Annotated in this window: 8 protein-coding genes; all 8 read right to left on the bottom strand. The window is 38.7% G+C overall.

From position 1 onward, the window contains the following. Positions 1-54: 54 nt before the first annotated feature. Complete coding sequence (locus HNQ82_RS04335) at positions 55-7,887, bottom strand: carboxypeptidase-like regulatory domain-containing protein (RefSeq protein WP_183247473.1); 7,833 nt, start codon at positions 7,885-7,887, stop codon at positions 55-57. Positions 7,888-8,021: 134 nt separating this feature from the next. Then, a complete protein-coding gene (locus HNQ82_RS04340) occupies positions 8,022-9,131 on the bottom strand; it encodes a glycosyltransferase family 4 protein (protein ID WP_183247475.1) in 1,110 nt (369 codons plus the stop codon). Further along, complete coding sequence (locus HNQ82_RS04345; RefSeq protein ID WP_183247477.1) at positions 9,128-10,258, bottom strand: glycosyltransferase family 4 protein; 1,131 nt, start codon at positions 10,256-10,258, stop codon at positions 9,128-9,130. Before HNQ82_RS04345 ends, HNQ82_RS04340 begins: the two co-directional genes overlap by 4 nt. 4 nt (positions 10,259-10,262) lie before the next feature. Continuing rightward, a complete protein-coding gene (locus HNQ82_RS04350; protein WP_183247479.1) occupies positions 10,263-10,886 on the bottom strand; it encodes a sugar transferase in 624 nt (207 codons plus the stop codon). A gap of 18 nt (positions 10,887-10,904) precedes the next feature. Next, positions 10,905-11,837: an NAD-dependent epimerase/dehydratase family protein gene (locus HNQ82_RS04355; protein ID WP_183247481.1), complete on the bottom strand. Its 933-nt coding sequence runs from the start codon at positions 11,835-11,837 to the stop codon at positions 10,905-10,907. Continuing rightward, positions 11,834-13,168, bottom strand: coding sequence for an O-antigen ligase family protein (locus HNQ82_RS04360; protein WP_183247483.1), 1,335 nt, complete (start codon positions 13,166-13,168; stop codon positions 11,834-11,836). The genes HNQ82_RS04355 and HNQ82_RS04360 overlap by 4 nt, the downstream gene beginning before the upstream one ends. A 3-nt stretch (positions 13,169-13,171) precedes the next feature. Further along, entirely contained in the window at positions 13,172-14,677 is a 1,506-nt protein-coding gene (locus HNQ82_RS04365; protein ID WP_183247484.1) for a lipopolysaccharide biosynthesis protein, read from the bottom strand. A 174-nt stretch (positions 14,678-14,851) separates the two neighbouring features. Further along, on the bottom strand, positions 14,852-15,721 hold the full coding sequence (locus HNQ82_RS04370) for an ADP-ribosylglycohydrolase family protein (protein ID WP_183247486.1): 870 nt from the start codon (positions 15,719-15,721) through the stop codon (positions 14,852-14,854). Positions 15,722-15,849: the final 128 nt, after the last annotated feature.

Consider the following 15,849-nt stretch of genomic DNA (forward strand, 5'->3'; position numbering starts at 1 on the left):
TCGCAATAAACAGGGGACATTTCATCAATGTCCCCTGTAAAACTTAATAGCTGCTTATTGCAAATAAAGCGTAAGTTTGTCTTGGATCGTACCGTCAACGACAATTTTTCCGTCTTGTACTTGGAATTCTTGGTTGATTGAACGATACTCTTTGCCATCATAAAAACTAATCACACTATAAGTTCCGTCTTTCAGCTCAATTCCAAACTTTCCAAGTGTATTAACTGGAACTTGATAGTACTCATACGTGTTCTTGCTTATTATGGAAATTTTACCAGTGATGCCTGACTTTTCACCATCTAACACAACACCTTTCACGTTCCCGAAGATTGGGAAAGGATCGGTAATTTCAATGTTATACGGTAATGGATCTGTCGTTCCGTTCGTTACAGTAATTTTTCGGTTCAATATGACTTCACCTAGATCCTGTAGCCAAATCGATTTAATATAATACTCCCCATCTGGCAAACGAAGAGCAAACTCGCCGTTGCCGTCAGTATAAAATCGATGGAACCCTCCATATGAACTTGTGAGGTGAAGTACTCCATCTTTTATCGGTATCCCATTTTTAGTAATCTTCCCTTCCACCGTTGCTTTGGAAGGAATAGGCACGATTAAAGATTCTTTCGTTTCTCCGTTTTGTTTCAGCACTCCACCTTCGATTGTAAACGGAACACTTACAGGAATCTCTGTTCCATATGCAAAAGGATACACAGAGAGAACGACGTACTCCCCATCTTCTAAACGAGCGGAAAAGACACCGTTTTGGTCTAGCGCCAGCTGCATCGTATTTAAAATTGGTGTTGTAGAATTTCTTTTGGCAATCAACACGCCTGCTTCTTTAATCGGTACATTATCTTCTACTACAGTCCCTTTCAGCGTCACAGGTGGAAGAGAAATAGTTAATTGGTTTAACTCTACCCCATTGACTAACAGCTTTCCATTTTTCACTTCGAAATTATAATAAATTGGGTTAGAGGTAAGTGTACCTTGAGAAAACATGGTTAACTCATATTGGCTGTCCGCCAATCGCAACCCGAACTGACCGTCGTTGTCTGTGATTCCATCGTAATAGCTCCCATTAACCAAGTCACGAATACCTAGCATGGCATTACTGATTGGACCTACATTATCCTTCACTTCTCCGAAAACGTTAATCGATGGGAGTTGGACTGTTAATTTATCTTTTTCTTGCCCGTTCACCATCAGCACACCATTTTGGACAGAGAACGGAATATTTACTTTTGTTGTAGTATACCCAACCGTTTTCCCTTCAATTTCTATAATCTGATAGTTCCCATCAGATAGGAACAGCCCAAATTCCCCAAGGCTATTAGCAGCAAGCGAATTCCATCCATACCCATCCTTTTGGTATTTAACTCTAGCAAAACGAACTGGATTTCCGTTCTCGTCAACAACGACTCCTTTCACTGTTCCTGTCACAGGGACAGGTTTGGAAAGATCAATTACCAATGGATTCGGGGCTGCCACACCATTTTTAATTTCAAACGATTGATTTAATGGAATCCCGTTCCCGATTCCTTCAATAGATATCGAGTAAATGACATGTTGACCATCTGGCAAGCGCAACTTAAATTCACCGTTTTCATTTGTAGAGAGATAGTACCATCCGACCGTTGAAAAACTAATTTCAAACGTTTGATTTGCTAAAACTTTTGTGCCGTCTTGTAGTTTTCCGACAAACGTAACCGGCGGTAAGTGAATCTGCAAAGATGGTACAATTTCCCCATTCATCTTCATTTTACCATTAAATACCACAAACAACATATTCCACGGTTGGAGAGAAACTCGGCCGATATCCTTATTAGCCACGCTATCAATTGTGTACACCCCATCCTTCAGCCAAGCAGAAAACTGACCATCCTCATTCGTTTGGACTTTAGTAAAGTCATAGCCGCGAGCGGAACGAATATAAACCGTCGCATTGGCGAGAGGTGAGCCCTCGTCAAAGAGAGCTCCCTTCACCTCATAAGTTGGAATTTCTTTATTTACATCGATCACACTCGATGTTGTTTGACCATTAGCCACGGTAACCATTCGGTGAATAGAAAACGTTCTGTAATCACTCGTATATGCCTCTGAAATGAAATAATCACCATCTGCTAAGCGTTCTTTTATTTCCCCAGCACTATTTGTTTGAACGTTGAACATCTCGTTTGTTGCAACGTTCATGAGGTAAACAGTCGTGTTAGCTAACGGTGTTTCTCCCTCTACTAGCTTAGTAAGTACAATCATCGCTGGAATTTGCACAGTCAACTTAGCGACTTGCGTTCCATTCACGAACAACTGACCGTTTTGCACAGAAAATGTTTGATTTAATTGCACATAAGGAAAGTTCGTACCATACACTTGTGTAATGCGATAATTCCCATCCTCTAGCGTCAATCCGAATTGACCGATATCATTCGTTTTCGTCGACATCCAATTTTTTGTATCTTCATTTTTAATTTCCACATTAACTTTTCCTAAAGGCTTATCGCCATCTAAAACAGTCCCTTGAACATTTCCATATACCGGAATTGGATCATCAACATTAATGACAAACGGGCTTGGATCCGTTGTTCCGTTTTTGACAACAATCGTCCGATTCAAATCAACCCATCCTTTGCCCTTCACATATAATCCATCAAGGAAGTATTCCCCATCAGGCAAACGGAACGAGAAATTGCCGCTGGCGTCCGTTGTTGCTGAGAAATAGTTGTCGTTTTTCGTATTTTTCAAATTAATATAGACATTAGCCAAATTACCGTTATTGTCTTTCAAAATTCCCTTCACAGTAACTGGCGTTAGATTGATGATTAGAGAATCCTGCTGTTTACCGTTTACAAATAGTTTCCCATCGACAATGCTAAATGCAACATCTAAATAAGCTGATTGGTTCTTTAACCAAACTGTAGTTGCTTTGTAGCTTCCATCTTTTAGACGACCAACAAATTCACCATTTTTATTTGTGGACACGCTTGAATAAGTATCCGTATACTCCTCGTAAATTTGAATAGATACATCCCCCACTGGTACGTCGCCATCTAACAATGTACCTTTTAAACTTAAATCTGGGATAGAAACAAGCAAACGTTCTTGTTTTTCTTCAGATACATACAGTTGTCCATCAACTACACTGAATTTAACGTTCGTATGGTAAGTTCTCCATTCCTCAGAATATACTTCACCAATCACATACTGCCCATCAGGGATACGAAGTATAAAGTTTCCGGCTCCATCTGTATGTTGAGAACTGAAATAATTTTTCGAATCGCTTGTTTTTCCATAAACAATAAAATGAACATTACCAACGAATCCTTTGCTATCAAAGACTCGACCGTAAACTGAAACTTTCGGTAAGGAAACTACTAAAGTTTCTTTTTCTTCTTCACCCATAAATAAATTTCCATTTTTTACACTGAAGCTGATATCAACATTTACAACACCGGTTGCCTCATGTATAGAAGTAATAACATAATCACCGTCAGAAACTTTTAAAGTGAAGTTTCCATTACTATCAGTAACTACATCTCCTACTATATCAGTGGCTTTATTTTTATAATAAATAGTCGCATTTGCAACCGTTAATCCGCCACCATCAACGTATCCGTTGATTGTAGTCAAACTTGATGCCACTACTAGTAAATTCGACTGTCGCTCACCATCCACATATAGTTTTCCGTCTACAATAGCAAATCGAATATCATCATTAACCCACTTCCGTTCTGTTCTTAGATAGTATCCTGATACTTTGTAATTTCCATCTGGCAAACGAACCGCGAACTCACCTTTTGCATTCGTTTGAGCTGGATAATCTTTATCACTATCTAAAAGTTGAAAGCTAATGGTTACATTATCTTGCGGTATACCATTTGCGTCTAACAATTGCCCCTTTAACGTAATTGGTGCCACAAAAAGGTATAACATCTCTTTTTGTTCTCCATTGATGTATAGCTGACCATTTTGGATTTGGAACGTGTATCCCTCTGATTTTAGATCGATAAACTGCCCACCAAGTGATAATGCATCTACCATATAACTTCCGTCTGGAATCGATAATCGGAAGTATCCGTTTTCGTCTGTATAAGCGCCATATTGCTTCTGTGATTCCTTCTCTGCTACCAACACATGGGCATCTTTTATTGTCTGAGCGTCCCTACTTAATAGTTGTCCTTTTAATGTAATTGGTTGCAATTGCACTCTCAATCGTTCTTCTTTAACATCACCTACGTACAATTCTCCATTAATTACATTAAACGACACATTTAAACCATAGTGACCTATGTTTGTTCCATAAACAGAAGATACTTTGTATTGGCCATCTGGTAAACGTAAGCTAAATTGTCCATTTTGATCAATGGTAGCACCATAAGAGAATGAATCTTCATCCTCTAGCGTAATCGTAATGTTGGCATTTTTCACAAGTTCACCATTAGCCATATAAACATTTCCTATAACACTAACTCGCGGCACTGTTAACTCAAGTTTTTCCTGGGTTCCCCCGTTAACAGTCAGCATTCCCTCTCTGATTTCAAATGGGACTGCCATATTGATAAAGTTTTTCTCGTACACACCGTTGACGACAAATTTCCCGTCAGGAATACGCAAATGGAATTTCCCTTCTCTGTCTGTCTGTACATGCCAATATTCATAAGATTCATTACGTACACTAACCCATGCATTTGCAAGCGGAACATTTCCTGTTTCATATATATTTCCAAATACCCTAATCGGTGGTAATGTTACCGTCAACGAAGTTTTTTTACTATCGTTCACATACATTTCACCATTCCGTATGCTAAACGAAATGTTGAGTGGAACGCCATCAACTTCACTCAGTTTGTAATCTCCATCTGGTAATCGTAATGAAAATCTCCCTTTTTGATCGGCATTAAAAACATAACCCCACCCACTATTATTATTTATTTCAACTCTCACAGATGGTACAGGAGTTTGATCTTGTTCGACAACCGTTCCTTTGAAATTGACAGAAGGAACTTTGACAACTAATGTTTCTACTTGTTGACCATTGACCAACGTTTTACCATTCTTAATCTCAAACGGCACGTTCAACGAAACAAATTTTTCATCAATAGACGCGCCATAAATATGATAGCTCCCCTCTTCTAGATCACGTGTGAAGTAGCCGTTTTCGTCTGTTCGTAATGAATCGTACTGTGTTCCCTTATTTGTATATTGGAGATAATGAACCAACGTATTCCCAATTGGGCCATTTGCTTCTAATAACTGACCCCTAAAAGGTGTTTTCGAAATGCTGATATTTAACACATCTTGTTTCACACCTTTAACAAACAATTGACCATTTTCCACAGTAAATAGAACATCGACGTCAATGTCTTTATCGCCGACAGTAAGTCGAAAAACGCGATATACCCCATCAGCAAGACGAACAGACTCGATCGAACCATTCTCATCAATTTCTACGTAGTAATAGAAATCTATTGTACCTGAAGGTTGGAAGTACAGCGTTGCATGCTTAACTACAGCACCATCCTCAATCACTTTAGTTTTGAGTTCATAGCTTGGAACCTGAATTTGAAGTTCGTTAACTTCTTTACCTCCCGCAACTATTTTTCCATTTACAATTTCTACTTTTTTGTTTAAGAAAACAGCACCCATCTGTTCACTATAAGCATCTGTTACGTAATACACCCCGTCTGATAAACGGAATGCGAAGCGACCATTTTCATCTGTTGTCGTTTCTACAAACTCTCCGCTACCATCTTGGCGTTGTAGCCAAATCACCGCGTTTTCCACTGGCGTATTGCCGTGTAGCAACGTCCCTTTGAATGTAACAGGTCCCTTTGCCTCGACATTAATGATCAATTCATTAGCACCTTTTAATGTGCCATTTTCTACAGTAAACGTATGAGCCAGTACGTACCATTTGCTTTCCTTATCGATCCATACCCCATCTAACTGATACGTGCCATCTGGCAGCTTGAAGCCGAATTGACCTGCTTCATCTGTCGTTGCGTCATACCATTTGGAACCATCTAACGTATGGATACTAAATGTAATTCCTTGAAGGACGTCCGCTCCTTTTTTCAACGTCCCTTTCACATTTTTCTCCGTTTGTGAATTGTTCGTTGCTTTCACGTCAACGATTAGTGAAGTCACGTCTTTCAATACGCCGTTTTCTACCGCAAAATGGTAGTTATCGAACGCATACCACTTGTTTTCACTGCCTACCCATACGCCGTCTAGTTGATACGTGCCATCTGGCAGCTTGAAACCAAATTGACCTGCTTCATCTGTCGTTGCGTCATACCATTTGGAACCGTCTAACGTATGGATACTAAATGTAATTCCTTGAAGGACGTCCGCTCCTTTTTTCAACGTCCCTTTCACATTTTTCTCTGCTTGTGAATTGTTCGTTGCTTTCACGTCAACGATTAGTGAAGTCACGTCTTTCAATACGCCGTTTTCTACCGCAAAATGGTAGTTATCAAACGCATACCACTTGTTTTCACTGCCTACCCATACGCCGTCTAGTTGATACGTGCCATCTGGCAAATTGAAGCCGAATTGACCTGCTTCATCTGTCGTTGCGTCATACCATTTGGAGCCGTCTAACGTATGGATACTAAATGTAATTCCTTGAAGGACGTCCGCTCCTTTTTTCAACGTCCCTTTCACATTTTTCTCCGTTTGTGAATTGTTCGTTGCTTTCACGTCAACGATTAGTGAAGTCACGTCTTTCAATACGCCGTTTTCTACCGCAAAATGGTAGTTATCGAACGCATACCACTTGTTTTCACTGCCTACCCATACGCCGTCTAGTTGATACGTGCCATCTGGCAGCTTGAAACCAAATTGACCTGCTTCATCTGTCGTTGCGTCATACCATTTGGAGCCGTCTAACGTATGGATACTAAATGTAATTCCTTGAAGGACGTCCGCTCCTTTTTTCAACGTCCCTTTCACATTTTTCTCTGCTTGTGAATTGTTCGTTGCTTTCACGTCAACGATTAGTGAAGTCACGTCTTTCAATACGCCGTTTTCTACCGCAAAATGGTAGTTATCGAACGCATACCATTTGTTTTCACTGCCTACCCATACGCCGTCTAGTTGATACGTGCCATCTGGCAGCTTGAAACCAAATTGACCTGCTTCATCTGTCGTTGCGTCATACCATTTGGAACCATCTAACGTGTGAACGCTAAAGGTAATCCCTTTTAGCACATCAGCACCTTTTTTTAATGTTCCTAGTACGTTATATTTTTCAGATGATTCTGATGATTTAACCGTTACATCTACCACAAGTTCATTTGCACCAACTAAAGCACCTTTCACCATCGAAAATTTTTGCTGCAACACATACCAATGTGGACTTATCCAAACCCCATCAATTTGATATTCTCCATCTGGCAATGCAGCTGTAAACATACCGTTTTCATCTGTTGTGACGTCATACCAAATAACATCCTGACCAGAAGAATCAACAGAATGAAAGCTAAATGTGGTGTTTGCTACAACTTCTTGCCCCCTTACCAAAACACCCTGAAGAGTTCCTTGCTTTTCAGATGTTGTCGATGATGAATCATTTTCCTGTGCTGTCACATCAGGGGATGACGCCGATTGTTCCTCTGTCACTGTTGGAGATTCTTCGGATGGAGGTGAGGATTGAGCGGCCTCTAAGTGATTGGCTCTTTCAGGAATAGTGCCTTCCCCTTCTTCATTAGATGGCTGAGTAGAAGGTCCATTTTCTGTACCATCTACGCTAGATTCATTTTCCATCACGTTAGTCACCGTAGTCTCGGATGTTTCCGCACTAACAAACGGTGTGAGATAGGTAAATAAAAGAAAAGAAACTAAAGCAATAGAGATTTGTTTTCTCCATCTTTTCATCCACCTTACCAAACTACATTCCTCCTTAAAAACAAATGATTTATATGAAAATATAAAAATAAAAAACAAAAATAATATTTTATAATCGACGATAAGTAATTTAGTACTATTATAACATATAAAATCATAATATGGTTATTTTTTCTTTAAAAATCCCTATATATCTTTTCGGTCTTTTCTCCCATTGTATGTACAGAAAATCCTTGAACAATTTGTAAAGCTCGTAATCCTTGTCTTTGTCTTTCATCCTCATTCATCAACAAATGAATCATTTTATTAAGCATACTAAGATCATCATCAACAGGAACTACCCAGTCTTCACCAATTACTTCCTTAATTCCTCCGACATTTGTACTCACTACAGGAACACCTCTTCCTAAAGCTTCAAGCAATACGTAAGGTAATCCTTCTTTATAAGATGTAATTAGTAAAATATGCATGCGGTCTATCCAACCTAACACATTGTTTTGACTTCCCTTAAAATAAACAAAGTGATGTAATCCTTTTTGATGAACAAGCTCAACATATTTTGGAAGCAATTCTCCATCACCAATAAGCCAAAACTCAATATGGGTTAATTGTTGCTCCCTACAATACTCGGCTATCCTAATCAACATATCTATATTTTTTTCCGAAACAAATCTCCCAACAAAACCAATGATTTTCTTTTCACATCGCTGTAATTGTTCCTGCCTATTCATCCACTCTTCTTGCGATACAATATATTGGTTTGGCACACCATTATGAATGATATGCATCTTTTTTTCGTTTAATCCATAACTTTTTGCTTTCATATAGTCAAATAAAGAAACGGTAATAATATCCGTTGATACCCGCTCTCCTAACCTTTCTAGTAGCAAATAAAACCATCTTTTCCATGGAGTTAATGTTGGATCCGTGAATACAAAGCCATGGGCAGTGAAAATTACTTTAGGAACTTTGTTCAAATATGCTGCAATTCTTCCTACAATTCCTGCTTTTGAACTATGGCAATGTACGACATCAAACGAACGGTTGCGAATCCACCAATATAAGTCCCATAAAGCTTTTACATCTCTGAACGGTTGGATTGTTCGCGGAATAGAAATGACATGACACGAGATGTTCTTTGCCTGCAACGCTTTTAAAAATGGGCCCTCTTCTCCTACTATGACATGAACTTCATGACCTCTTTGCTGAAACCATTCTGCTAAATATAAAACATGCTTTTGCGCTCCCCCGATATCACCACCGGTAATAATGTATAGTATTCTCATAGACGATGTAAAACACGTGCCACTCCTTCCAAAAACTTCTCTTTTGTAAAAAGCTTTTCGTAGCGTTCTTTTGACTTCTGTCCCATTTGCAAACGTAAATGTTCATTTTCTATTAGCGCGCGTAATGCATGCACAAGTTCCCTGTCATCCCCTTTATTTACCACAAAACCTGTTTCTCCATGTTCAATTAACTCTGACACTCCCCCAACATCAGTAGCTACACATGGAAGACCTATAGACATAGCCTCCAAGATAGAGAGAGGCATTCCCTCAGTGTCAGAGGGAAGAAGAAAAATATGCGCTTGGCTGAGGATTTGTTGTGGCTGTTCAATCCATCCAAGGAAAGAAACTTCCCCCGAGAGTTCATATGTCTCCACTAGTCTTTTGAGTCGATCTTTATACTCATTTGATTTCCAAGGCGGTTTTTCACCAACAATGTCAAGGCGAATAGGAAATCCAAGCTCCTTTAATTGTGCACAAGCTTTAATGGCTAAGTCTTGTCGCTTTTCCTCAATTAAAGTCCCAACAATAACTAGCCTGTATATATCCGTTTTTTTTTGATTTTCTTTAACAGCATCAAGGGAAATTCCGTTGTACACGGTGTGAAATTTATGTTGATACTCCGGAAACATGTCCTGATAATGTTTACAAATTCGATCTGAAACAACAATGATTCGATCTGAAAATAAAACAGCTAGTTTCCCCAACATATTTTGCAACGATTCTTCCCCATGAATATGCCAAACAACCTTTTTCCTTAACACTTTTGCCAACCAAGCAACAACAAGTTGAGAACGAAACTGACTTGTATACACAACATCAATCGAATGTTTCAGCAAATATTTTGCCACATGCCAATAGTGAGGCAATAAAGCAAGAAATGAAGAAAAGTAACGTACCCGTCCAGACACCACGTGTTCTTTTCTTACTCGATTAATTCGTTCACTTACAGGAAACAAAACAAAATTTTTTCCGTTCTTTTTTATACGTTCAATCATTGGCCCATCCGTCGAACTAAGAAAAAAAGTCTTGAATCCATACTTCTCTAAATGAAGTAAAAGCTCTAACTCACATTTTTGAGCTCCTCCCCATTCTGGACGACTCTCATAAAATAAAACTTTTTTCAACACTTTACCTCCATCCCTTTGCAAATATAACGACAGGAATAGATTTCAGCAAAATTTTTAAATCTAAAAGAAAAGAACAATGTTGTATATAATATAAGTCCAGTTCTAGCTTTTCCTTAGGTGTCAGCTCATATCCGCCATGAACTTGTGCCCATCCTGTGATCCCTGGACGAACACATAGCCTTTCTCTGAACGTTGGAATCTCCTTTTCAAACCGTTCAATAAATACGAGACGCTCGGGTCTTGGACCGATTAATGACATCTCACCTTTAACCACATTCAAGAGTTGAGGAAGTTCATCTAACCTATATTTCCGAAGATAGTATCCAATTCGTGTAATTCTTTGATCCCCCTTTTCTGCCCACTGAGGACCATTTTTTTCTGCATCTTGTACCATTGTGCGAAATTTAAACACTAAAAACGGGCGCCCATCTTTCCCTATCCTCTCTTGCGTATACAACACTGGTCCTGGTGAATCGATTCGCACCACCAAAGCAATGACTACAAACAAAGGCCATAACATCAAAAGCATAAGTATACTTATGAAAATATCGAATAGGCGCTTAACAAAAAGATATTTTTTTCTTGCATGTAAATATACATGTATACTCGTATCCTGAAGTTGCATAAATGAGTCATTCCCCCGTCACATAGACAAAATTTTATGTTGATACTTCATAGAGAAATAACAGACTGTCTCTTTCAACCCCTCCCTCAATCGCACTTCCTCTTCCCATCTTAGTTTTTGTTTGATTTTCGTATTGTCCAATACACTTCGACTAATATCTCCCTCTCTTTTCGGCTGGTATATTGGGTGTACGGTTCGATTCAATATGTCTGACATTTGATTTAAAAGATCGTTTATTTTCACTTCCTTGTTTGTACATACATTGAAAATTTCATTTTCTCCTCTCTCCAACGCATATACATTTGCCTTTGCAACATCCGTGACAAATACAAAATCACGTGTTTGTTCTCCATCACCATAAATAATGGGGCTACATCCTTTGATCAACATATGTGCAAAGATAGAGACCACACCCCCTTCTCCCGTGTAATCTTGCCTCGGCCCATATACATTCGCATACCGAAGAATACAAAAGCGAACACCATACATGTCATGAAATAATTGAATGTAATGCTCAGCTGTCAACTTAGATAGCCCGTATATAGATATCGGATGCGTTGTATCACACTCCTTAATTGGAAGTTGCTTTGGAATGCCATAAACGGCAGCAGATGAAGCAAAAATTATCTTTGTATTATATTGATGACACTGTTTTAATATATTTACCGTTCCTAATACATTGGCCTGAATATCGTTCAATGGATTTTTCATAGACTGTTGAACATCTACTTGTGCCGCCAAATGAACAACTGCCCGAGGACAATATGTTTGAAACACTCTTTCGATAAATATATGATCTGTTATATCACCAACAAGATAGGTAGCTTCTGGATTAAAAAATTCTGTTTCTCCTTTTTTATCCACAACAATCACGTTATAGCCTCTTGCAATTAAAACATCAACAGTATGCGATCCAATGAACCCACTTCCTCCTGTAACAAGAACGTTCATCCGCTCCCCCTCACTTTCTCAGTCACATTTTGCACCTTAAATACTAGGACAGTTGACATTCCGATGAGAAACCACAAATAGCGCCAATGAAGTGTGTCGATAAAGAAGCTGTTTATGAGAATGCCAACATACGCTGAAAAAAATAAATATAAAGGAAACCCCCACACACGTTTTTTTCGATGTTTCAATAATAGATGCAATACGTATAATAGAAATAAAACAAAACATAAAAAAGCTAGCCAGCCATTCTCTGCAATGACACGAATGTAAAGGTTATGAGTAGCATAATTCATCATTAGTTCAAACTGCCCTGGTCCAATGCCAAATAAATGTGTAGAGCCTAATCTAAGCCCTTCTAACTGATAATAAAACCGGTCAAAATCATACCCTTGTAAAATCCCTTTACTGTCATAAAAACGAAGAGATAATTGTTGGATAATATCGTCCTTTTTTATGTAAAAAAATAGAGTCCATATTAAAATTAACGTTCCAAAAAAGAAACTAATTGCCTGATACGATCTTTGATCTTTCCATGTATAAAAAAGATAAATCAAGAAAGAAACGATAAAATGAAGAATGGCCGCCCGTGATAACGCTGCCAACAAAACGATCATCAGTAAAAAAATGAGAACCAAATATATATAATAACGCCAAGATGTATAAGTACTGTTTATATATAACTCAAATAAAAGTAATATAGATAAAACTAAAAATGGAGAGAAGTCATTCGGATCAAGAAAAAATCCTTTTGCTCGAATCCCTTGAAATAATGTCCCAAACTGTTTTAAAACCCCGATCAACTCACCTAAAACGATCATAGCTGATAAAGCCGAAGACAGGCAGTATCCCCATAAAATCCCTTTGTATTCGTTCTCATTTTGCACAAACCATAAAATAGTATAAAAAACAAATACAACAAATAGCGTATGTACGTAGTAGTGAACTCCTTCCCTCACATTGTCACTGCCAATGATAGATATACATGATATTAATAAAAACATTCCCATACTTGCATGAATAAGCACCGATGAACGAAATAGAGCTTTTTCTACTTTTCTTGTTAAAAACAGCACGCTCGCTACACATACAAAAAACACATCGAATGGCTTTATAGGGAGGTTCATTATTCCAAACAATGAAAAAAGAACAAACCATATAAATGCTAAACGATATCTTATGAATAGATTGATAAAAACAATAAAAAACATGAGGATCAACCATACATATTCAAATCGGAGGTCAAGAATAACTCCAGCGCTAGAACTTAATAAACCTATCCCGATGCCGGTAACAGCACTAAAGGCACCGCTCTTCATCGACCACTGGTTCACCTCTTAACCCCCTCTGCTAATGAATCGCTGCCCACTAATAAATGAAGGCACATGCCACTCTTTCAAAACGAATAAAAATAACATATAAAAAAAGAAATAAAAGATACCTGTTCCCATACCTACAAACCCTGAAGCTGTATGACTAATCACGATTCTCCATTTTTCTAATAACAGTCCTAAACCAATAGCTATCCCTCCGCATTTCCATAGGCTAGCCCACGGGACTCGCCATCTCATGTAACGAAAAGAAGCAAAATAAAGAAGACATGCATAAAGCAAAAAACTAAAACTTGTTGCTAATGCTGCACCATTGGTTCCGAGAGTCGGAATGAGATATACATTTGCAGTAAAATTAACGAAAGCCGCAATAGCGACAAAATAAAACATAACATTTGTTTTCTGCACAATTTGATAACATAACTGCCCATATAGTGCTAAATTCCAAAAGAAAAAACCGATAATTAGAATTGGAATAGCTGAAGCACCTTGCGAAAATTCTTTACCTAACAAAATTGTACTCACTTCTGTTCGAAATACAGAAAAATATCCCCCGAACGGCACTACTATCATCACGTATAAACGTGTATACTCCCGAATTCTACGTTCTATTTCATCCTGACGTACGTGGGTAGCTTCATTCATCGTTAATGATTGAATGGCAAAAAATAACGGATTACAAACAAGGGCAAGCGACTGAACTGCAATCGTAAAATTGGCAGAATAAATTCCAACCTCACGTGATGTTCGGAAATATTCCATCATGTATCGATCCGTCAAGTTTAATACTGTTGTACCTATATACCAACCGATCAACGGAAACCCGTAACGAACCCAGCCAAGAACAAAATCAAAAAACAAGCGCCAATCTTTAAAGATCGTGCAAAACGATTCGATAAACTTAATATAGTTCATCATCGGAATAGAAAAGATAAGTTGCAATATTGCGGGTACAACAATAAACGCGATTGGGTTTACTGGGGCAACCATAAACCAAACAAAAATAAGCGGAAGCTTTAAAAATGATTGCCAAACATACAAGTTACGGTATTCCTTTGTTTTTAAATCAATTTGGTAAACAGATCCACATATCGTAAACACAATTGCACTAATGATACTCAACACTGCAGACCAATAGTACATCCTGTATGGACCAATCACATGCTTTAAAAAAACATAGCCCCATATAGAAAACAATATGACACCGACAATCATAAGCCAAAGCAAGCGGCTTAAATGGCTATCTAACCTCCAAATCAAGCCGTCTCTCTTATATTCAGGGCGAAAGCGATGAACAGATAGTGAAATCCATTGCGAAAGCAAGGAGGAGATAATAATTGTCGTATTTACAACGAGCGTATAATTTCCATAAATATGTGGAGCAAATAAACGTGTAAACCACATCAACATCAACACATTCACCACAGCTGGTACTAAAAAAACAGGAACATATAAGAGTGTATTGTAACGAAGTCGCATAGAAGTTTGATCAAACCGTTCTAAATTACCCATCTTGTGAACTCCACCATTTATACTATGTTTTATAAAATAATTACATATTTAATAGTATTATATACATAAATATATTTTTTTGAAAGATGGTATTATCATACCTAGTTAACCTCTTACTCCCTTTTAAAAAATTAAAGATGCCCTTTACGACATCTTTGAGATCATGCTTTCGCCTCATTCATTTCGAACATGCATAAGCTGCGTTGCTAAATTCTCCAACTCCCCTCCACATCTAATCTTTTCTACAAAACGTCTCGGTAGTTGTTCATATCCAGCCTCTAACCCTTTCAATCCACCTGCAATTGCAGCGACTGTATCGCTATCCTCCCCCATATTCGTTGCAGAAATGACAACATCTTCAAACGATTCACAACGAAGCAACCAGTGAAGCACCCAACTCATCGTATGTACGACATAGCCATCAGGCAAGCAAGAAGGAGCTTCAGTCAACATCGGTTCATAGCGAGTATGGGCGATTTCTTGAAAAATCGCATCTGATAAACTCTCCCCTTGAAGCAAACGAAACGCGATGCGGTTATAAATGAGACAAGCCTCGGTCGCTTTATCATCCGCATGCGTCATACGAGAATGCCATATCGTGATTTCTTCCATCTTTTCTTTGTCTGCATATGCAAGCGCAATCGGCAAACAACGCATGAGTGACCCGTTGCCTGCACAACGGCCTTTCAGTTTCTCGCAAGCTTTTATCGCTGCGTCAAACCAATCACCATTGTATATGGAAAACACGGTACGAATAATCGTTCCGACATCCTTCGGTTTCGTATCATACCAGCGCAAAAACTCCTCACCGATGGCGGGAATCGGGTTATCGGGACTTTGAATAATCCCTTTTGCTACGGCGATCGTCATCGCTGTATCATCTGTCACTTCCCCAGGCAACAAATCAAAATACCCACAGCCCATGATATCTGTCACTTTTCCGTATCGCTCCCGAACCTCCTCTGCACTCATAAACTCTGTCGTCGCCCCTAGCGCATCGCCAACCGCCACCCCAAACAATCCGCCTTTGATTCGATCGAGCATGCTTTTCCCTCCTAATATTTTCATTTTTTGGAGGGGCAAAGATCAAATTTCCTCAACTGATAATCATGCCCCTCTCCACTGGCAAATCTGTTCACCAATCCCCTTTGTCCCGAACGCCAATTTGGTAC

The organism is Anoxybacillus tengchongensis, from assembly GCF_014201585.1.
Classification (GTDB): domain Bacteria; phylum Bacillota; class Bacilli; order Bacillales; family Anoxybacillaceae; genus Anoxybacillus; species Anoxybacillus tengchongensis.

Excerpts from the sequence above, each read along its gene's own strand:
- HNQ82_RS04350 (WP_183247479.1), bottom strand. The coding sequence starts at position 10,886 with ATGCAACTTCAGGATACGAGTATACATGTATATTTACATGCAAGAAAA.
- HNQ82_RS04340 (WP_183247475.1), bottom strand. The coding sequence starts at position 9,131 with ATGAGAATACTATACATTATTACCGGTGGTGATATCGGGGGAGCGCAA.
- HNQ82_RS04355 (WP_183247481.1), bottom strand. The coding sequence starts at position 11,837 with ATGAACGTTCTTGTTACAGGAGGAAGTGGGTTCATTGGATCGCATACT.
- HNQ82_RS04365 (WP_183247484.1), bottom strand. The coding sequence starts at position 14,677 with ATGGGTAATTTAGAACGGTTTGATCAAACTTCTATGCGACTTCGTTAC.
- HNQ82_RS04370 (WP_183247486.1), bottom strand. The coding sequence starts at position 15,721 with ATGCTCGATCGAATCAAAGGCGGATTGTTTGGGGTGGCGGTTGGCGAT.